The organism is Tatumella terrea (genome assembly GCF_039523755.1).
Lineage (GTDB): Bacteria > Pseudomonadota > Gammaproteobacteria > Enterobacterales > Enterobacteriaceae > Tatumella > Tatumella terrea.
This window is the reverse complement of record NZ_BAAAFX010000006.1, coordinates 255984-277378: the sequence shown is the minus strand read 5'-3', so window position 1 is coordinate 277378 and position 21395 is coordinate 255984. Positions and strand designations below refer to the sequence as shown.

The window sequence follows — 21395 nt, the reverse complement described above, 5'->3', positions numbered from 1 at the left end:
AATTATAAATACACGTTTTTGTGAGTTTACTCACGGACCGGTGAAAGTTGGCTATTCTTTCTTCAGGTTCAAACAGAACAGGTGATAATAAGCGTATGAGTTCATCATGTGTAGCAGAAGTGGGCCTCAAGGAAAATCATTGGTATCGTATCGCCACTGAGATGCTGGCGATGGCGGATATCACCATTAACGGCGACCGGCCCTGGGATATCCGGGTAAAAAACCCTGATTTTTTTAAGCGGGTTTTACAGGAAGGTTCTCTCGGGTTGGGCGAAAGCTATATGGATGGATGGTGGGAATGTGAAAGGCTCGACCAGTTCTTCTACCGGGTATTAAAAAACAAACTCGATAAACAATTACCCCACCATTTTAAAGACACCCTGCGCATCGCTACCGCCCGCCTTAAAAATCTGCAGTCTAAAAAACGTGCCTGGATTGTCGGAAAAGAGCACTACGACCTGGGGAATGACTTATTCAGTCTGATGCTCGACCCGTATATGCAGTATTCCTGTGGTTACTGGAAAGAGGCAACCACCCTGGAAGCCGCGCAGGAAGCGAAACTGGATATGATCTGCCGCAAACTGGAACTGAAACCCGGCATGACCCTGCTGGATATCGGTTGTGGCTGGGGCGGGTTGTCTGAGTTTGCCGCCCGCCATTACGGCGTCAGCGTCCACGGAGTGACGATTTCGGCAGAACAGCAGAAAATGGCCCGGGAGCGCTGTAAAGATCTGGACGTGACTATCCTGCTTCAGGATTATCGTGACCTGAACCTTTCTTTTGATCGCATTGTTTCGGTCGGCATGTTTGAACACGTTGGCCCGAAAAATTATGCCACCTATTTCGACGTTGTCGCCCGTAACCTGAAACCGGATGGTATATTCTTATTGCATACCATCGGTTCAAACCATACTGACCTGAACGTTGACCCGTGGATTGATAAGTATATCTTCCCGAACGGTTGCCTGCCTTCGGTGATGCATATTGCACAGACCAGCGAACCGCATTTCGTGATGGAAGACTGGCATAACTTCGGCGTGGATTATGACACCACCCTGATGGCCTGGTACGAACGTTTTCTGGAAAGCTGGCCACAGCTGGAAGGCAATTATGACGAACGTTTCAAACGGATGTTCACCTATTATCTGAATGCCTGTGCCGGTGCTTTCCGCTCACGTGATATTCAGCTATGGCAGGTCGTATTCAGCCGCGGGATCGATGGGGGGTTACGCGTCGCACGTTAATCTGTGTTAGCGTCAAAGAAAAATGCAGCCTGGCAGGCTGCATTTTTTTTAGGTTAATGGCAGAACGTTGTCCGTCAATTCTCTGGCCGCCAGAACCCGCTCGACGGTGTCCACAATGGCCTGAGTATTCGGATCTATTTCAATGTTGACGCGGCTGCCGATCTTCTTCACCCCCAGCAGGGTGCGCTGCAGAGTTTCCGGGATCAGGTGTACACAGAACTTATTACCGACGACATCCCCGAGGGTCAGGCTGCAGCCATCGATACCGATAAACCCTTTGTGTAATACATATTTACTGAGGGAGGCGTCCTGCAGTTTAAACCAGACTTCTTTGTTGTTTTCTGAACTGATAATTTTAACGATCTCCGCGGTCGTCATGATATGACCGGACATCAGATGGCCGCCAATCTCATCAGAAAACTTTGCGGCCCGCTCAATATTGACCAGGCTGCCAACGGTGACGTCATTAAGGTTAGTGACGCGCAGGGTCTCTTTAATCAGATCAAAACTGACCCGCTCTCCGTCAATCGCCGTCACGGTGAGACAGCATCCGTTATGCGCCACCGAAGCCCCCGTTTCCAGACCGTCTAACCATTCCGGCGGAAACCTGAGTGTATGGGTGCGGAACAGAGGTTTCTCTTCGACAGCAACGACTTCAGCCATCCCCTGAACAATACCGGTAAACATATGAGATCTCCCTTAGAATTTTCTTCAGAGTATCACAGAGGTTTGCTGCTGTTTATGGGTAAATGCGGCGTTAGCGTTATCCACGTCCCCCGTTTCTCCGGTTGCTAAGTTTTCATACACCGTTACACTAAGCGTCGAAAAGGATGTTCTCTTCCACTGCTTCAATTCTTTAACAGGTGTATTCGTGCAGAAGTATTTTACAGAAGCGCGCCAGTTGCTGGGGCTCGCGATCCCCGTGATCCTGGCTCAGGTCGCACAAACCGCGATGGGATTTGTCGATACCATCATGGCAGGCTCGGTCAGTGCCACCGATATGGCGGCCGTCGCCATCGGGACGTCCATCTGGCTGCCGGTGATCCTCTTTGGCCAGGGGTTACTGCTGGCACTGACGCCGACGGTTGCTCATCTCAACGGGTCCGGACGACGCAACAAAATTATCTTTCAGGTACATCAGGCTATCTGGCTGGCCGTATTTTTGTCGATTCTGACTATCATTATTCTGTGGAATGCCGGTCTGCTGCTTCGTCACCTGTCGGATATAGACCCGCAACTGGCCGACAAAGCGGCCCGCTATCTGCATGCACTGATGTGGGGTGCACCGGGGTATCTGTTATTTCAGGTATTACGTAATCAGTGTGAAGGACTATCCCGAACCAAACCCGGGATGGTGCTCGGTTTTATCGGGCTGCTGTTTAACATTCCGCTGAACTATATCTTTATCTATGGTCACTTCGGCATGCCGGCACTGGGAGGTGTGGGATGCGGAGTCGCGACGGCCTCGGTCTACTGGGTGATGTTCCTGGTGATGCGCTATTGGGTAAAACGTATGCCTGCCCTGAAGGATGTGAATCATCTCGAGGTTCGCTCTGCCCCGGACCGCAAAATCCTGATGCGTCTGTTCTGGTTAGGGTTACCTGTCGCGCTGGCACTGTTCTTTGAGGTGACATTGTTTGCGGTAGTGGCTTTACTGGTCTCGCCGCTGGGGATCGTCGATGTGGCCGGTCACCAGATAGCCCTGAACTTCAGCTCACTGATGTTTGTACTGCCGATGTCCATGGGGGTCGCGGCGACGATCCGTGTCGGTTACCGGCTGGGCCAGGGTGATGCCGCAGAAGCAAAGGTTGCCGCCTGGACGGCTCAGGGGGTGGGGATCTGTCTGGCCTGTGTCACCGCCTTTTTCACTATTATTTTCCGCCATGACATTGCGCTTTTATATAACGATGACCCACCGGTCGTGTTATTAGCCGCACATCTGATGTTGCTGGCCGGCATCTATCAGTTTTCCGACAGCGTCCAGGTGATCGGCAGCGGTATTCTGCGCGGCTATAAAGACACCCGCGCCATCTTTTTTATTACCCTGGTGGCCTACTGGGTGCTCGGCTTGCCTGGCGGGTATCTGCTTGCACTGACCGATGTGGTGGTCCCGCGCATGGGACCGGCCGGTTTCTGGTGTGGCTTTATTATCGGGCTGACGGCAGCAGCCATCATGATGATCTGGCGGATAACGCGGATCCAGCGTTTACCGGCGTCGGTCATTTTGCATCGCTCGGCTAAATAATCGCTTCCGGGGCTGTATTTTCAGGCCCCGGGTGATTAAAAACAGTCCGTATAGCACAGTTGCTGCACAGTCAGCATGAAAAATCAGTTTTTCCGCTTGCCAGCAACCCCGAGTGCCGCTAATATTCGTCCCCGCTGTCAGGCAGATTGATAGCAAAAGCGTTCTTAGCTCAGTTGGTTAGAGCACCACCTTGACATGGTGGGGGTCGGTGGTTCGAGTCCACTAGAACGCACCAGTGCGTCCGTAGCTCAGTTGGTTAGAGCACCACCTTGACATGGTGGGGGTCGGTGGTTCGAGTCCACTCGGACGCACCATTTCATTTCTGCATTCAGTTGTGCGTCCGTAGCTCAGTTGGTTAGAGCACCACCTTGACATGGTGGGGGTCGGTGGTTCGAGTCCACTCGGACGCACCATACTTTTTCTCCTCTGTTTCTGATTTACATCACTGTAATTCACCGTTATTCCCCCCCGATTGTTCTGCGTTTCAGTTACTATACGTTCTCCTGCATCATGCTCTCTCAGTGTTTACACCGACAGCTTATGGAAACCTCTTTATGCCGAAACGACTGACTATAAAAGATATCGCCCGTCTCAGTGGTACCGGAAAATCCACGGTTTCCAGGGTGTTAAACCAGCAGGGTGACGTCCATCCCGAGACACGTAAGCGTATCGAAGCGGTCATTGAACAATACCAGTTTATTCCGTCACGTCCGGCCCGTTCGATGCGGGTGAAAGAAAGCCGGGTGATTGGCATCATTGTGGCAAGGCTTGATTCCGCCGCAGAAAATCAGGCCGTCAGTGCGATGCTGCCTCTGCTCTATCAACATGGCTATGATGTGCTTATTCTGGAAAGCCGCTTTAGTACCGATAAAGTCGTTGAACATTTAAAGGTACTGACACAGCGTGAAGTGGATGGAGCCATCCTGTTCAGTTTTACCGGGCTGACGGCGGCGATGATCGCCGGTTGGGAAAGCCATATCGTTCTGATGGTCCATCCCTGCGAGGGGTTTTCATCCGTCTGTTATGACGATGCCGGGGCAGTTCAGATGCTCGCCGATCATCTTTTTCAGCAGGGGCACCGCCGGATAAGTTACCTGGGGGTGAATGAAAGCGATAAAACGACCGGTGAAGACCGCTACCGGGCCTATCTCGCGGCCTGCGAACGACTCTCCCTCCCCCCGCTCGCCTCTCTTGGCACACTGGAATACCACAGTGGCTATACCCTGGCCGGTGAGGTGTGCCGCGATGGAACGAGCGCGGTGATCTGTGCCACGGACTCGCTGGCGCTGGGGATTTATAAATATCTCGGTGAACATCCTGAACACAAGATTACCGTCGCCGCTATCGGTAATACGCCGCTGTTAGGGTTCCTTTTTCCGGCGGTGATCACGCTGGAATTTGGCTATGCCAATGCCGGCGAACTGGCGGCCAGACAACTGCTCGCCCACCTCACCCACACTGCCCCTGCCCGCACTTACCTGTTGACTGGTCAGCTGAATACAGATATTGCCGGTTAATTACACATATTTTGTGATCATGACTCCATTTCCGGGAACGTTCCCAACACAGCCACTGACAAATTGATTATGCTCTGCTCCGGGATAAGTTATACCCCCTCACGTGTGACTTTCAGGGACAACCCCAAGGACTTCCCATGAAAAATACAGATAAGCAGGTCATTGATAATCTTATTAAATATTTAGGTGGTCGCGGGAATATTCTTAGCGTGACGCACTGTATTACCCGCCTGAGACTGGTGTTAGGTGATACCCGGTTGGCCAGTGTGACCGACCTGGAAAATCTGCCGATGGTCAAAGGCTGTTTTACCAATGCCGGGCAGTTCCAGGTGGTCATTGGCCCGGAAGTCGGCGATTACTATCAGGCGTTGATCACCACCCTCGGGCGACAGGGAGACGACCGGGAAAGTCAGCGGGAAGCCGCACGTAATAATATGTCTTTTGGCGAAAAAGCCCTTTCTCATATCGCCGATATCTTTTTTCCGCTGTTACCCGCGCTGATAAGCGGCGGACTGATCCTCGGCTTTCGTAATGTCATCGGAGATATTCCTTTTGCTGACGACAGAACGCTGGCCCAGACCTCTGTCGTCTGGCAGACCCTTTATGACCTGCTGTGGCTACCCGGTGAGGCCATTTTTATGTTCTTACCGGTCGCCGTCTGCTGGTCTACGGTGGTCAAAATGGGCGGGACGCCGGTGCTTGGTATCGTGCTCGGGATCACCCTGGTTTCACCGCAACTGATGAACGCTTATCAGCTGGGGCAGCAACTGCCGGAAGTCTGGGATTTTGGCTGGTTTTCCGTGCAAAAGATCGGTTATCAGGCACAGGTCATCCCGTCGGTCCTCGCCGGTATGGCACTGGCATTGATAGAGCGTCAGTTACGTAGAATCGTCCCGGCAGCGTTAAATATGGTGATCATTCCGGTCGTTTCTCTGCTGGTCGCGATCCCTCTGGCCCACGGCCTTATCGGCCCATTCGGCCGTATGCTGGGCGATGGCGTTGCCTGGGCTGTGAGTCTGGTGATGACCGGCAGTTTTGCACCGGTGGGCTCAGCCATTTTCGGCTTCCTGTATGCCCCGCTGGTGATCACCGGGATCCATCAGACCACCCTGGCCATTGATATGCAGATGATCCAGAAACTGGGCGGTACCCCGGTATGGCCACTGATTGCGCTATCCAATATCGCGCAGGCCTCTGCGGTACTGGCCATCATACTGATCCGCCGGACGCCGAAAGAACGGGGTATCGCCATCCCAGCCGCGGTGGCCGCCTATCTCGGTGTCACTGAACCGGCGATGTACGGGGTCAATATCAAATACCGCTATCCGATGCTCTGCGCCATGATTGGCTCTGCGCTGGCCAGTCTGCTGTGTGGCCTGAATCATGTGCTGGCCAACGGGATTGGGGTGGGCGGACTGCCGGGCATTCTCTCTGTGAAGCCTGAGTTCTGGCCGGTCTATTCCGTAGCCATTCTGATAGCCATCGTCGTGCCGCTGGTCCTGACCCTGATCCTGGCACGTTATTTTACCCGTAAAGCTCTCGCTGCCCGCCCCGCTGCTGTCGCGACATCTGTCACTGAATAATATTGATCAACGAAGGTTGCCGGAATGGAACAAACATGGACGCAGGACAAGGTTGTTTATCAGATTTACCCGAAGAGTTTTCAGGACACCACCGGTAACGGTACCGGTGACTTGCAGGGCATCATTTCCCATCTCGATTACCTGCATTTTCTGGGGGTTGATATCCTGTGGCTGACCCCGGTCTACCCTTCCCCGCAGGTAGACAATGGCTATGACGTGGCTGATTATTGTGCTATTGACCCGCGCTACGGCACGATGGCCGATTTTGATCAACTGGTCGCGGAAGCGCATCAGCGTAACCTGAAGGTGATGATGGATATGGTGTTTAACCATACCTCCACGCAACATCCGTGGTTTGTTCAGGCCTGTGACCCGCAAAGCCCTTATCATCCTTACTATATCTGGCGGGATTCCCCGCCGGATGTTCCCCCCACAAACTGGCAGTCGAAATTCGGCGGCCCGGCCTGGCAATGGCAACCGGAATGTGGTCAGCACTATCTGCATTTATTCAGTAAGGAGCAGGCCGACCTTAACTGGGAATATCCGCCGGTCCGGGAAGCCCTGAAAGATGTCTGCCGCTTCTGGGCGGCCAGAGGAGTAGATGCCCTGCGGCTGGATGTGGTGAACCTGATCTCAAAACCGGAACAGTTTGGGGACGACCCGGGCGGCGACGGGCGGCGTTTTTATACCGATGGTCCGCGGGCCCATGAGTTTTTACAGGAAATGAACCGGGAGGTTTTCCGGCCATTAAATCTGATCACCGTCGGTGAGATGTCCTCCACCAGCCTGCAACACTGCCAGCAATATGCCTCCTGTGATAATACTGAGCTTTCGATGGTATTTAATTTCCACCATCTCAAAATCGATTACGCTAACGGTGATAAATGGACGCGGATGGCACCCGATTTTATTGCCCTTAAGCGAATTTTCGCCCACTGGCAATCGGGGATGCATCAGCGTGCTAACGGTGCCCTTTTCTGGTGTAACCATGATCAGCCCCGCGTGGTCTCAAGATTAGGCGATGAGGGCACCTGCCGTGAAGTCTCGGCGAAAATGCTGGCGATGGTGCTGTATGGTATGCAGGGCACGCCCTACCTGTACCAGGGCGAAGAGATAGGGATGACCAATGCCGGTTTCACCGACCTGCGACAGTACCGTGATGTGGAAAGCCTGAATATCGCCGGGATACTCCGTCGTCAGGGCCACAGTCAGGAAGAGATCCTCGCCATCCTTGGTGCGAAGTCGCGGGATAACAGTCGTACACCGATGCAGTGGGACGATACTCCGCAGGCCGGCTTTACGACAGGCACCCCCTGGCTGGACTGTAATGTTAATTACCGGCAGATCAATGTGGCGGCCGCACTAAGAGACCCGAACTCCGTGTTGTACTGCTATCGTTCATTGATCCGGTTGCGTAAGCAACTGCCCCTTCTGCAGTACGGTGACTATCATGACCTCGCCCCGGACCGTCCGGATATCTGGTGCTATTGCCGCTGCTGGCAGGGATACCTGCTGCTGGTGGTGGCCAACCTCACTAATAAGCCGTGCGACTGGCAGCCGCCCGTATTTGACCAGCAAGGGACTTATTCGCTGATCATCAGTAATGCACCGGAGACTCCCCGAACGCCCCGGCCCGGGCCGTTAAGTCCCTATCAGGCTGCCTGGTGGCTGTTCACCCCGGGCCCGTCTGCCGGACACTGAAAGGATAACCCACCCCCGCGGGCTGGCCGGGGTCCGGCCCGCGTTACTACGGCATGATGCTGTACATTAACAGGAGATCCATTATGACTACTCAAGGAAGAGTCGCAGCAACACTGACGTTGCTGGCTGTCGTCTCTGTACCCTCCGCCTACGCTCTTGATTTCCATGGATATGCCCGCTCCGGTATTGGCTGGAGTACCCGCGGCGGTGAACAGCAATGTTCTGCTGTGACCGGCGGCGGAAGCAAATACCGCCTGGGCAACGAATGTGAAACCTACGCCGAACTGAAACTGGGCCAGCAGGTCTGGCAGCAAGGCACCTCCGGCTTTTATTTTGATACTAACCTGGCGTATGCCGTTTCTCAGCAGGCTGATTTTGAAGCCGTGTCTCCGGCGTTACGGGAAGTCAATATTCAGGGGGATAACCTTATCGGCGCCTTGCCGGGGGCAAAACTCTGGGCCGGGAAGCGATTTTATCAGCGCCATGATGTGCATATGATCGATTTCTATTACTGGGATATTTCCGGCCCCGGTGCCGGACTCGAAAATATCGACACCGGCTGGGGTAAAATCTCTCTCGCCGCCACCCGTAACAGTGAAGCGGGCGGTGCGCAAGGTTATATAGATAATGAACATAAGGTTAAAGACGCCATCACAGATACATTCGACCTTCGTCTGGCCGGGATCCCCTTCGGGAAAGCGGGGACCCTGGAGCTGGGGGTGGATTACGGCCGGGCCACTGCCAGTGACGGGTATCATTTATCCCCGGACGCCAGTAAACAAGGCTGGATGACGACCGCTGAGCATACTCTGGAAACCGGCGGAGGCTACAATAAGCTGGTGCTGCAATATGCGACCGATGCCATGACGTCACTAAGAAATGGTCGTGGAGAAGGTGCTTCCGCGGAGAATAATGGCCGGATGGTCAGGATAATCGACCATGGGGCCTATGACCTGCAGGGCAACTGGCGGATGATGTACGTCGCCATGTTGCAGGATACCCGGCGGGATAATGGTAATGGCTCACGCTGGTTCACCGCCGGTATCCGCCCGATGTATCAGTGGACTCCGGTAATGAGCACCCTGTTTGAAGCCGGCTATGACCAGGTCAAATCCCAGCGTACCGGAGAGCAAAACCGTCAGATAAAACTCACCCTGGCTCAGCAGTGGCAGGCCGGAAGCAGCATCTGGTCCCGTCCGGCGCTGCGTTTCTATGCCACCTATGCCAGCTGGCGTGAAAAATGGGGATATGCGCCGGAAAACATGCCGGGAAGGGTCAGCGGGCTGGCTTACAACGATACAGGCGCCCTTAAATTCAGCCGCGGCAGTAATGATGAAGTGAGCGTCGGAGCACAGATGGAAATCTGGTGGTAATACCTTTACGGTAAGGACGCGTTCAGCGGAAAAGCCCCGGTTTTCACCGCTGAACGCCCGATAACGCCGCAGTCGGCGTTGTAATGACCGGTGTCTGTCAGGAAAATACCCGGGGTCAGGTCAGAAGTTGTGCAAACCCGATTATCTGTTGCGCAATATCATTATATTGCCGGTACGTCATGGGCGGGAACCGAATTATGTTTGGTTTCCGTTCACTTAGTGACTATACTGATCCTGTTGTCCACTTGAATGGTTTCCGCGAATAACGTGATAAGAATCCTGACTTACAGAGTTTGCGCAACATCCCAATCCGGCCCTGATATGCGTCGTCAGGTTAGCGACGTCAACGATGGCGTCTGCCCTTCTTATCTCCGTTATCGCCCCGGTAACGCATTATTATCTGAGTTACAAAATTATCTGAATCACAAATTCCCGTCATCGGCAGAGATATCCGGTGGCCCGTGTTTCCTAAATTCATTACAACTTGTAGATAACCCGTCATGAAAAAAACCAAAATCGTCTGTACTATCGGTCCTAAAACTGAATCCGAAGAGATGCTGAAAAGCCTGCTTGATGCGGGTATGAATGTGATGCGTCTTAATTTTTCTCATGGTGATTATGCCGAACATGGCCAGCGTATCGCGAATCTGCGCGCAGTGGTGGGTAAGACCCGGCACAATGCCGCTATTCTGCTGGATACTAAAGGCCCTGAAATCCGCACTATGAAGCTTGAAGGCGGAAACGATGTTTCACTGCAGGCGGGACAGACGTTTACCTTCACAACCGACCAGTCGGTCATCGGTAACAATCAGCAGGTCGCCGTGACTTATGCCGGCTTTGCCGCTGACCTGGCTATCGGTAACACCGTACTGGTCGATGATGGCCTTCTCGGTATGGAAGTGGTTGAAGTGACGGAAAACACCGTCGTCTGTAAAGTGCTGAACAACGGCGACCTCGGTGAGAACAAGGGGGTTAATCTGCCAGGCGTTTCTATTCAACTGCCGGCACTGGCCGAAAAAGACAAACGCGACCTGATTTTTGGTTGTGAGCAGGGTGTCGATTTTGTCGCGGCCTCCTTTATCCGTAAACGTTCCGATGTGCTGGAAATCCGCGAGCATCTGAAACAACACGGTGGCGAAAATATTCAGATCATCTCCAAAATCGAAAACCAGGAAGGCCTGAATAACTTCGATGAGATCCTGGAAGCTTCAGACGGGATCATGGTTGCCCGTGGTGACCTCGGTGTTGAAATTCCGGTCGAGGAAGTTATCTTCGCTCAGAAGATGATGATCAAAAAATGTAACAAAGCCCGCAAACTGGTGATCACCGCGACTCAGATGCTGGACTCAATGATCAAGAACCCGCGCCCTACCCGTGCAGAAGCCGGTGATGTGGCCAACGCCATCATCGACGGCACCGATGCGGTGATGCTGTCCGGTGAGAGTGCGAAAGGAAAATATCCTCTGGAAGCCGTTACCATTATGGCCACCATCTGTGAACGTACGGATCGCGTGATGGGAAGCCGTATTGATGAGCTGAAAGAGAGCCATAAGTTACGCATTACCGAAGCGGTGTGCCGTGGCGCGGTAGATACCGCAGAAAAACTGCAATCATCGCTGATCATCGTCGCGACCCAGGGCGGTAAATCTGCGAAATCTATCCGTAAGTACTTCCCGGGTGCGACCATTCTGGCGTTAACCAACAACGAAACCACTGCCCGTCAGTTGCTGGCGACTAAAGGTGTGGAAACGCATCTGGTGGAGAAAATTAACTCGACGGATGACTTCTACCGCATCGGAAAAGAGATTGCATTAAGCGCCGGTTATGCCCAAACCGGGGATGTGGTGGTGATGGTTTCCGGGGCTTTAGTCCCGAGCGGAACCACAAACACTGCGTCAGTCCACGTTATTTAATCAATAACTTCATCAAGGCACCTTCTCCGGTGCCTTTTTTTATTCCTTTTTATTTTAAATAAGAACTTAAAAAAATAAAAAACGACTAAAAAACCTAATTTAAATTAAGGTAAATCCGATTAAATTCCTGTATTTCTGTTAAAAATTTTACCAAGGAATATTAATCGCTGTTTCTTTGAGCGAATAGGTGAATTTAAGCATCTTCTCATAAAAAATATATTCTCAACACAAAAAACTTTGTGTAATACTTACCTGGCTACATGGAGATTAACTCAATCTAGAGGGTAAAATAATGAATCGTACTAAACTGGTACTGGGCGCGGTAATTCTGGGTTCAACTCTGCTGGCTGGTTGTTCTAGCAACGCTAAAATCGACCAACTGTCAAGCGATGTTCAGACTCTGAACACCAAAGTTGACCAGCTGAGCAACGACGTGAACGCAGTGCGTTCTGACGTTCAGGCTGCTAAAGACGACGCAGCTCGCGCTAACCAGCGTCTGGATAACCAGGCTCACGCATACCGTAAGTAAGCGTTCTGGTAATGAAAATGGTGCCCCCGGGGCACCATTTTTTTTGTCATTTCGTCAGCCGCAAGTCTGCGCCGGGCTTTCCGTGGCTCATGCCAGGCAACTCCATGCTTCATACCTCTGTCGATCTGACAATTAAGAGCGGCTCTTTCTCCCACTTCTCTGCCCCCCGCTGCTCCCCGGCCCAGCCTGAGATTTACCGTATCATTTTTGACTAAGCTCTCGCGGTTGCAACGGTCAGAGGCTGTGACAAATCGTGTTTACTCAACCTCTCGCGCCCCGTTCAACCAATGATCACTCCCGTATCGCTGTTCCGGTAAATACCGGTAACCCTTATGCCTGCCGGTTCTCTCCGCGGAGGCCTGTGCCCGTTACCGCTTATCTGAGTTATCAACGGCTCTGCATAATCATCCCCTTTGCTACCACCGTTCTGTGCTGCTAATACCGGTAACCTCTATCCACACCGGTTCTCTCCGCGAAGCCCTGTGACTGTCACGGTTTATCTGAGTTATCACCGGCTCTGCATAACCATTCCCTTTGCTATCACCGTTCTGTCCTGATAATACCGGTAACCTCTATCCACGCCGGTTCTCTCCGCGAAGCCCTGTGACTATCACGGTTTATCTGAGTTAATACCGGCTCTGCATAACCATCCCCTTTGCTATCACCGTTCTGTCCTGCTAATACCGTAACCCTTATGCCCGCCGGTTCTCTCCGGGGAGGCCTGTGCCGGTTACCGCTTATGGAGTTATCACCGGCTCTGCATAACCATCCCCTTTGCTATCACCGTTCTGTCCTGATAATACCGGTAACCTCTATCCACGCCGGTTCTCTCCGCGAAGCCCTGTGACTATCACGGTTTATCTGAGTTAATACCGGCTCTGCATAACCATCCCCTTTGCTATCACCGTTCTGTCCTGCTAATACCGTAACCCTTATGCCCGCAGGCTCTCTCCGGGAAGGCCTGTGCCCGTTACCGCTTATGGAGTTATCACCGGCTCTGCAAACCATCCCCTTTGCTATCACCGTTCTGTGCTGCTAATACCGGTAACCTCTATTCACGCCGGTTCTTTCCGCGAAGCCCTGTGACTGTCACGGTTTATGTGAGTTAACACCGGCTCTGCATAATCATCCCCTTTGCGACCACCGTTCTGTCGCGGTAATACCGGTAACCTCTATCCATGCCGGTTCTCTCCGGGGAAGCCTGTACCGGTTACGGTTTATCTGAGTTATCAACGGCTCTGCGGTAAGGGTTTTCGCCGGTCTTTCGGTCCGGCGGTGGCGGGTTGCTCCGAAAGCCGTGCCCCGGAAGGAGTAACGTACTTCCCCCTGGCTCTGCTCCGCCGCTACCCCCGGTAACCGCCATCGCCGGAAAGAGAGAATGATGGGATACCGCTCACCGGCCTCTTTTACCCATCGTTTTTCGTTAATGAACAGTTTTTGTTAAAAAACCACTTTCCCTCTTGCCTTCCCACCGCTATAGGTATGATAATGATTATCATTACTAATAAAGGAGCCCGGTATGATCTCATTTTCAGGCTGGCTGGAACTGCACCTTGAGGAATATCACCAGGCACTGAATACCATGTGCACAGAGTTCCACCTCAGTAAATCTGCACTGAAGCATTCAGACAGTTCGCCGACAAGGCTGCGGGAATTTAATGATCTCTGCCTGAGTATGGCCGACAGGTGCCATCAGCAGGGAGATGATGAAAGGTATGTTGCTCTGTTACTGGAACTGCACCAGCAGCTGATCAGCGAAATGGCTGATGAACAACGTGAGACAATGTTTCGTTTACAGGCGCTGCAACTGGCACGTGAGTCTCTCGGCCGGTTGAGTCATGTCCTGATGCAGGAAGGTGAATGGGAACAGTTTTGTGGTCTTCAGGAGCAGTTTTTCTGTTATGCAGAGCTTTTACCCTGACCGGGAGCAGAGGAACCCTATGTTCCTCTGCCCGTGACCGGTTTAACTGACGATATCCAGCAATGCCTGTAAAGGATGACGCACCGCCTGCCCCTCGACACGCTTTACCTGGCTGCGGCAGGAATAGCCGGTGGCCAGACAGCGCTGAGGCGCCCGTTTTTGCAAATGCGGTTGCCAGGACAGCGCGTAGATCCCCAGTGAGTTATCCAGATTTTTGGTTTCATGGCCATAAGTCCCGGCCATACCACAACACCCGGCATTAACTGTCTGCAGTTCAGCCCCGAAACGACTGAATATGGTTTTCCAGCGTGCCGGAGACTGTGGCAGCGCGGTACTTTCCGTACAGTGCGGGAACAGATACCAGGCCTCTCCGTGGGTTTGTTGCTCTGCCCTGTCGGACGTCACCTGGTCGAGCCATTCGTGGGCAAGCAGTACGTTAAAGTCACCCCGTTTCTCCCCGAGGATCTGACGGTACTCGTCGCGGTAACAGAGCACCAGTGCGGGGTCTGTACCGATCATCGGGATCCCCAGACGGGCTATATCATTCAGGATATCCGCGCTTTTCTGTGCCGTTCTGGCAAACCTTTGCAGGAAGCCTTTAACATGCTGAGCTTTACCGTTTGGCGTAAAGGGCAGCAGAACCGGCTTATAGCCCAGTTTACCGATAAGCCGGATGAGGTCAGTGATCAGGCTGGCTTCATAATAACTGGTGAAAGGATCCTGCACGACCAGGACATATTCCCTGCGTTCGGCTTCTGTCATGCCGCGTAAGTCATTTACCGTCGTGGTCAGCGCCCGATGCCCGGCCAGCTGATGCCTGAGGCCCGGTGATGACAGAGCCGGCAGGTCAGCCATGCCGATATGCTTTTTGCTTAACGCCTGAATACGGGGATGCGTCAGAAAAAAGTTAAAAAACTGCGGTGCTTTCGCCATCAGCGGCGTGTAGCTTTCTACCGAGGCAACCAGATGATCGCTGAGCGGACGCAGATAACGGCTGTGATAGAGTTGCAGAAAACGCGAACGAAACGACGGGACATCGATTTTAATCGGGCACTGAGTAGAACAGGCTTTACAGGCCAGGCATCCCGACATTGCTTCTTTAACTTCATGAGAAAAATCGTATTCACCTCTGGCCGCCTGGCGGGTATTTTTCAGCTTACTGATAAACCCGCGCAGACTCAGCGAATTCTGTGGCACCGCACGTTCCAGCTGTTGCGGATCCACCCCCTGATCGGCCAGCAAGCGTAACCATTCACGGGTCAGTGTTGCCCGGCCTTTCGGCGAGTGCAGGCGGTTACGGGTGATTTTCATTGACGGGCACATCGGGCTGTTAACATCAAAGTTAAAGCATAGCCCGTTGCCATTACACTCCATGGCGCCGCGCCATTCGTCTCTGATGGTCACCGGGATTTGCCGGTCAAAACTGCCCCGGGTCGGGCTTTCTATCGGCAGCAACTCTGCATCACTGCCGGCCGGGGTACAGATTTTCCCCGGGTTAAGGCGGTTTGCCGGGTCGAAAGCCCCTTTAATACGCCGTAATTCGCGAAACAGCGCCGGGCCGAAGAAGTTTTCAGTGTAAGCTCCCCGATAGCCTTTTCCATGCTCACCCCATAGCAGCCCGCCATAGCTGGCCGTTAACGCCACCACCTGATCGGAGATCTGTTTCATCAGCATTTCCTGCTGAGGATCACACATATCCAGGGCCGGGCGCACATGTAACACCCCCGCATCCACGTGACCGAACATACCGTAATTCAGGCCATGACTATCCAGTAACGCGCGGAAATCGGCGATATAGTCCGCCAGATGCTCCGGTGGGACCGCGGTATCTTCCACAAAGGGGATCGGCTTAGCATGCCCTTTTGCATTTCCCAGCAAGCCTACCGCTTTTTTACGCATCGCATAGATCCGCTCGACTTCATCAAGCTGCGTACATCGCTGATAGCCGATGATACCGGCTTCTCTGGCAGCCATCAGTTCATCCAGCCGGTGGCAGAGGTCACTGACCTGTTTTTCCGCCAGTTCACGGTCATTCCCCGCAAATTCCACCAGATTCAGTCCCAGCATCGTTTCGCCCGGGATATCGGTGATCAGTTCGCTGACCGAATGCCAGACGATATCTTCCCGCGCCAGATTAAGCACCGTTGAGTCGACGGTTTCCACAGACAGCGCTCTGGCCTCGACCAGAAACGGGGCATTCCGCAGGGCAGAATCAAAACTGTCATACTTAATATTGACCAGCTGGCGAACTTTCGGGATGGGCGTAATATTCAGCCTGGCCTCGGCAATAAAGGCCAGGGTCCCTTCAGAACCGCACAGGATACGGGTCAGGTCGAAAGTCTGCAGATCGTCACTGAGCACATGACGCATGTCATAACCGGTCAGAAAGCGATTAAGTTTCGGGAAATTATCGATCACACTCTGCCGGTTATCACGACAGCTGCTAAGCACCTGCTGATAGATATGCCCTTCCGTCGTCTTTTCAGCGGCAATCTGCTCCGCCAGGGAGAGCGGCATCGCCCGGGTGTCAATGATATCCCCGTTAACCAGAACCGCCCGCAGTCCCAGCACGTGATCTGAAGTTTTACCATAGACCAGCGACCCCTGACCGGACGCATCGGTATTAATCATTCCCCCCAGCGTCGCACGGTTACTGGTGGATAATTCAGGCGCAAAGAAAAAACCATAAGGTTTCAGCCACTGGTTAAGCTGATCCTTCACCACACCCGCTTCCACCCTGACCCAGCCTTCCTCACTGTTAATTTCCAGGATCCGGTTCATATAACGGGACATATCGACAATCACACCGTGATTCAGCGACTGGCCATTAGTCCCGGTACCGCCGCCACGGGCCGTAAAGGTCAGACCGGAAAACGCTTCATCGTCTGCGATGCGGCTTATCAGCGCAACGTCAGCCACCGAACGGGGAAAGAGGATGGCATCCGGCAGACACTGATAGATACTGTTATCTACCGACATACTGAGCCGTGAACCATAATCGGTGGCGAGATCACCGGTAAAACCTTGTCTCGTTAATGTTTCAATATACGAAAGCACCTGCGGGCTGAGTCCCGGGGCCTGCTGAATCTTTGGGATCATGTGATAAAAACCAGGATGTCGTGTCATTTTAATTTTCAGGAATATTTTGTTTTACCATATTTTCTGAGATGTCGCTTTTGTTACTGCATGAAAAAGTTTGCTTTTATTTACTGTCGTAATTGCCGGAAATACCGCATCATTATCGGGAACCCTCTCATCGGGTAAATTCAAAGAGGTAAAAAGGTGTTATGAAAGCACGGTCAGAAAACAGGGATCTCCCTCAGAAGCTATTTACACTGATGTTTTTTGTATTAATGACGGTCGCCTGTTTCTGGGTGGTTCAGCCATTTATCCTCGGCTTTGCCTGGGCCGGGATGGTGGTTATCGCGACCTGGGGACTGATGCTGCGTATACAAAAAATTCTCTGGGGCCGCCGTTCACTGGCGGTTCTGGCGATGACACTGATTTTGTTACTGGTGTTTATCATTCCGATTGCCCTGCTGATCAGCAGTGTGCTGGATAACAGCGGGCCGGTAATCGCCTGGTTATCCTCCGGTCATATTCAGATACCGAAACTGGAGTGGCTCAGCAATATTCCGTATATCGGCAGCAAACTGGCGGTCTACTATCAGAAAATGATCGCCGGGGGAGGCAGTGCGGTCATCACCAGCGTCCAGCCCTATATCGGTCGTACCACCAGCTTTTTTGTTGCCCAGGCGGGCCACTTTGGCCGGCTGATGGTGCATCTGACACTGATGTTACTGTTCAGTGTTTTGCTCTACTGGCGGGGAGAACGCGTAGGTCAGGGAATACGCCATTTTGCCTACCGGCTGGCTTCCCGCCGCGGTGATGCGGTGGTATTACTGGCAGGTCAGGCGATTCGTGCCGTGGCGCTGGGCGTGGTCGTTACCGCATTACTGCAGGGTGTCATCGGGGGCATTGGCTTAGCCCTCTGCGGTATCCCTTATGCCACTATCCTGACCGTGGTCATGATCCTCTGTTGCCTGATCCAGCTCGGCCCGCTGCTGGTACTGATCCCGGCGATAATCTGGCTGTACTGGAGCGGAGACACAACCTGGGGGACCGTCTTGCTGGTCTGGAGCTGTGTTGTCGGCACTATGGACAGCTTTGTCCGTCCGATGCTGATCCGGCTGGGGGCCGATTTACCGATGCTGATTATCCTTTCCGGGGTGATCGGCGGTCTGGTGGCTTTCGGAATGATCGGCCTGTTTATTGGTCCGGTGGTGCTGGCGGTTTCATACCGGCTGGTTTCCGTCTGGATGCATGAAGCCCCGGAGCCACATGATGACCCGGATTTGGTGGTCGAGGAATTACTGGAAGATGCCCGTAAAACGGCCGAAGAAGAACGTAATGCCCTTCAGGCCCAGGCACCTGTAAAATAAGCATCCTTTATCTTTCTCCCCTGGCGGCGTCAGGGGAGCTTCCCCCCCGGTACTTTCCCCTGCCGTCCCGAATGGGATGATTCTTACAGATTCAATACAAATTTAACTTTACGATAACCCTAAGTATTGCTGTTGCGGCATCTCATTGCCACCCCTCTATTGCTGTGTGTAGTCTTTGCCCTTCTACGGACGGGCATTTTTTTATTCCGAATTCCGCACGTTTTCCTGCTGTTTTACCTTCTCTCTGGTTGTAATCACATGCTATTCGGCTATTGTTGAGGCCATATCTTGCCGGCATTTTGCCGGTAAGCAGTATGACTTCGAGACTATCATGAATAAAACCGATGAATTAAGAACGTCGCCGGTGGCATGCCTGGTGACGCCGGACCAGCTGGCACGGCAATATCCGGTTTCAGAAGATATCAGCACCAATATTCTGGTCACCCGGCAGCGTATCAGCCAGATACTGCAGCAGAATGACCGCCGTTTACTGGTGGTGATAGGCCCGTGTTCATTGCATGACCCGCAATCGGCCCTCGACTATGCACAGCGCCTGAATGTGCTGCGTCAGCGTTACCAGGGCCCGCTGGAAATTGTGATGCGGACCTATTTCGAAAAACCCCGCACAGTCACCGGCTGGAAAGGCCTGATCAACGACCCCTGGCTGGATGGCAGTTATCATATTAATGAGGGGCTGGCGATCGCCCGTAAATTACTGCTGGATATCAATGCGCTGGGCATGCCGACGGCCACAGAGTTTCTGGATATGGTGACCGGACAGTTTATTGCCGATCTAATCAGCTGGGGCGCCATCGGCGCACGGACCACAGAAAGTCAGATCCATCGGGAGATGGCTTCGGCGCTTTCCTGTCCTGTCGGCTTTAAGAACGGCACCGACGGCAATATTCGTATCGCTATTGATGCTATACGTGCCGCACGGGCCGGTCATATGTTTCTCTCCCCCGATAAACAGGGACAGATGACAATTTATCAGACGCAGGGCAACCCGGACGGACACATCATTTTACGGGGTGGCCGCACGCCGAATTATTCCACTGAGCATGTGGCCGAAAGTCGCAGCTTACTGGAAGAGTTCCGGTTACCGGCGCGGCTGGTGATCGACTTCAGTCACGGAAACTGTCTGAAGCAACATCAGCGGCAAATGCGGGTGGCGGAGGATGTGGCCGGACAACTGCGTAATGGCGAAACCGCCATCGCCGGGGTGATGATCGAGAGTTTCCTTGAACCGGGCCGCCAGGACGTTACCCCCGGACAGCCACTGGTTTATGGTCAGTCCATCACCGACCCGTGCCTCAGTTGGGGAGACACAGAAAAAGTGCTGGAAAACCTGGCAGAAGCGGTCTCCACCCGCTGACGCCGGCCGGAGATCAGCTCGAGCAGCTGATCTCCAGGGATTTGCCCCACTCCGGCGGCCGGTTAAACAGCGCCTGCTGTCCGGATGCCAACTGATAAGGGTTTTGCAGGGCGCTATGCAGAGCAGCCAGCTGCTCCGTGCCGCCTTTTTCTGTTTCAGCGATCACCTGTTGTGCCAGATAATTTCTTAATACCAGCGCCGGATTGGCTGCCTGCATCATCTCCCTGCGCCGGGCGTCACTGTACTGCTCATCCAGCAGGCGCTGGCGGTACTGACTGAACCAGTGATCGAAGGCTGCACGATCAATAAATTCATCCCTGAGCGGTGACTGGCTCTGTTGCTGCTCTGTTTCGCTCAGCAGCCGGAAGGTCCGGGTATAGTCACTGCCTTCGGCTGCCATCAGGGCCAGTAACCCGCTCAGCAGGTCATTATCATCCTGCTGCGCCGTAAACAGCCCCAGTTTTCGCCGCATCTGTTGTCCCCAGACACTCATCAGTTCATCTTCATAGCCTGCAAGCGCCTGCTTAAGTTGCGGCATGGATAATAACGGGGATAACGCGTGGGCCAGCCGGTTAAGGTTCCATAGCCCTGCGGTCGGCTGGTTTTCGAAGCTATATCGCCCCTGATAGTCACTATGGTTGCAGATAAAGCCCGGATTGTAGTCGTCCATAAAGCCGTACGGCCCGTAATCCAGGGTCAGGCCCAGCAACGACATATTATCGGTATTCATCACTCCGTGAGAAAAACCGACGCTCTGCCAGAGCGCTATCAGCCGGGCCGTGCGTTTCACCACATCGGTAAACCATAACAGATAACGGTCCGGGGCATCCGTCAGCTCCGGCCAGTGATGGCGGATGGCATAGTCAGCCAGCGCTCTGACCTGATCCGGCTGATTACGGTAAAAGAAGTGTTCAAAGTGACCAAAACGCAGATGGCTTTCGGCAATACGTATCAGCATTGCGCCCTGCTCGGTCTGCTCACGCTGCACCGGTTCTTCACTGACCGCCAGGCTCAGTGCACGGGTGGTCGGGATCCCCAGACCATGCAACGCTTCTGAGGCCAGAAACTCTCTGACCGTCGAACGCACCACCGCCCGTCCGTCGCCCATCCGTGAATAAGGGGTCAGTCCGGCCCCTTTCAGATGCCAGTCATATTTTCTGCCATCCGGCAGTAACTGCTCACCCAGTAACAAGCCCCGGCCATCGCCCAGCTGACCGGCCCAGACGCCAAACTGATGGCCACTGTACACCTGAGCGAGCGGTGCCATCCCGGGCAGCACATCGCCGCCATAAAACACCGGATGCCCCGCACCGGCAAAGAGTGATTCGTCGAGCTGTAACTCGCGGCATAAAGGCCGGTTAGGGTAAAGCAGACGCCCCTGCTTAAGCGGGGTGGGTGTCACCGGGCTGTAAAAACCGGGCAGCTCTTCACACCAGGTATTCGTAAACTGCATAAGGACTCCGCAGGTGGGTACTGTGTCAGACAAGTATCTTATAAGAGGATAAGACGGCAGTGTAACCTGACCGCAGGGAGGATAACAGTCATCGCAGGG

14 protein-coding genes and 3 tRNA genes are annotated in these 21395 nt (G+C 53.4%); 14 read left to right on the top strand and 3 right to left on the bottom strand.

Annotated elements, in window-relative coordinates; genetic code table 11:
• The first annotated feature begins 95 nt into the window (after positions 1–95).
• Complete coding sequence (gene cfa, locus ABD035_RS04305; protein WP_343867961.1) at positions 96–1244, top strand: cyclopropane fatty acyl phospholipid synthase; 1149 nt, start codon at positions 96–98, stop codon at positions 1242–1244.
• A 48-nt stretch (positions 1245–1292) separates the two neighbouring features.
• Here cfa and ABD035_RS04300 read toward each other — a convergent pair whose 3' ends face one another.
• Positions 1293–1931 (bottom strand): riboflavin synthase subunit alpha, encoded by a 639-nt coding sequence (locus ABD035_RS04300; protein WP_343867959.1) that lies wholly within the window; start codon positions 1929–1931, stop codon positions 1293–1295.
• Positions 1932–2115: 184 nt separating this feature from the next.
• Here ABD035_RS04300 and ABD035_RS04295 point away from each other — a divergent pair, with 184 nt between their 5' ends.
• The 11 genes from ABD035_RS04295 to ABD035_RS04245 all read left to right on the top strand — a co-directional run bounded on the left by ABD035_RS04295 (position 2116) and on the right by ABD035_RS04245 (position 14026).
• Positions 2116–3489 carry an MATE family efflux transporter gene (locus ABD035_RS04295; RefSeq protein ID WP_212712443.1) on the top strand — a complete coding sequence of 458 codons (1374 nt, stop codon included), beginning with the start codon at positions 2116–2118 and terminating at the stop codon, positions 3487–3489.
• A gap of 158 nt (positions 3490–3647) precedes the next feature.
• Positions 3648–3724, top strand: a tRNA-Val gene (locus ABD035_RS04290).
• Between the two features lie 2 nt (positions 3725–3726).
• Positions 3727–3803: transfer RNA gene (locus tag ABD035_RS04285), tRNA-Val, on the top strand.
• 22 nt (positions 3804–3825) lie between these two features.
• Positions 3826–3902: transfer RNA gene (locus ABD035_RS04280), tRNA-Val, on the top strand.
• Positions 3903–4043: 141 nt separating this feature from the next.
• A complete protein-coding gene (treR, locus tag ABD035_RS04275) occupies positions 4044–5006 on the top strand; it encodes a trehalose operon repressor TreR (protein WP_212712442.1) in 963 nt (320 codons plus the stop codon).
• 137 nt (positions 5007–5143) lie between these two features.
• The gene (treB, locus tag ABD035_RS04270; RefSeq protein WP_343867956.1) at positions 5144–6589 is read left to right on the top strand and encodes a PTS trehalose transporter subunit IIBC; all 1446 of its coding nucleotides are present in this window, start codon (positions 5144–5146) and stop codon (positions 6587–6589) included.
• Between the two features lie 24 nt (positions 6590–6613).
• Positions 6614–8290: an alpha,alpha-phosphotrehalase gene (locus tag ABD035_RS04265; protein WP_343867954.1), complete on the top strand. Its 1677-nt coding sequence runs from the start codon at positions 6614–6616 to the stop codon at positions 8288–8290.
• An 83-nt stretch (positions 8291–8373) separates the two neighbouring features.
• Positions 8374–9663, top strand: coding sequence for a maltoporin (locus ABD035_RS04260; RefSeq protein ID WP_343867952.1), 1290 nt, complete (start codon positions 8374–8376; stop codon positions 9661–9663).
• Positions 9664–10163: 500 nt separating this feature from the next.
• Positions 10164–11576: a pyruvate kinase PykF gene (gene pykF / locus ABD035_RS04255; protein ID WP_212712438.1), complete on the top strand. Its 1413-nt coding sequence runs from the start codon at positions 10164–10166 to the stop codon at positions 11574–11576.
• Positions 11577–11868: 292 nt separating this feature from the next.
• Positions 11869–12105, top strand: coding sequence for a major outer membrane lipoprotein (locus ABD035_RS04250; protein ID WP_025901922.1), 237 nt, complete (start codon positions 11869–11871; stop codon positions 12103–12105).
• A gap of 1519 nt (positions 12106–13624) precedes the next feature.
• On the top strand, positions 13625–14026 hold the full coding sequence (locus ABD035_RS04245) for a hypothetical protein (protein WP_212712437.1): 402 nt from the start codon (positions 13625–13627) through the stop codon (positions 14024–14026).
• A 42-nt stretch (positions 14027–14068) separates the two neighbouring features.
• Here the strand turns inward: ABD035_RS04245 and ydiJ are convergent, their stop codons facing one another.
• Positions 14069–17125: a D-2-hydroxyglutarate dehydrogenase YdiJ gene (gene ydiJ, locus ABD035_RS04240; protein ID WP_343867949.1), complete on the bottom strand. Its 3057-nt coding sequence runs from the start codon at positions 17123–17125 to the stop codon at positions 14069–14071.
• A gap of 188 nt (positions 17126–17313) precedes the next feature.
• Between ydiJ and ydiK the strand changes: the two genes are divergently transcribed.
• Together ydiK and ABD035_RS04230 are read left to right on the top strand one after the other, a co-directional pair.
• Positions 17314–18468, top strand: a complete 1155-nt coding sequence (gene ydiK, locus ABD035_RS04235; RefSeq protein ID WP_212712435.1) for an AI-2E family transporter YdiK — start codon at positions 17314–17316, stop codon at positions 18466–18468.
• A gap of 331 nt (positions 18469–18799) precedes the next feature.
• Complete coding sequence (locus ABD035_RS04230; RefSeq protein ID WP_343867947.1) at positions 18800–19843, top strand: 3-deoxy-7-phosphoheptulonate synthase; 1044 nt, start codon at positions 18800–18802, stop codon at positions 19841–19843.
• A gap of 13 nt (positions 19844–19856) precedes the next feature.
• On the opposite strand, the gene ABD035_RS04225 is transcribed toward ABD035_RS04230, so the two are convergent.
• On the bottom strand, positions 19857–21296 hold the full coding sequence (locus ABD035_RS04225; RefSeq protein WP_343867945.1) for a protein adenylyltransferase SelO: 1440 nt from the start codon (positions 21294–21296) through the stop codon (positions 19857–19859).
• Between the last annotated feature and the right edge of the window lie 99 nt (positions 21297–21395).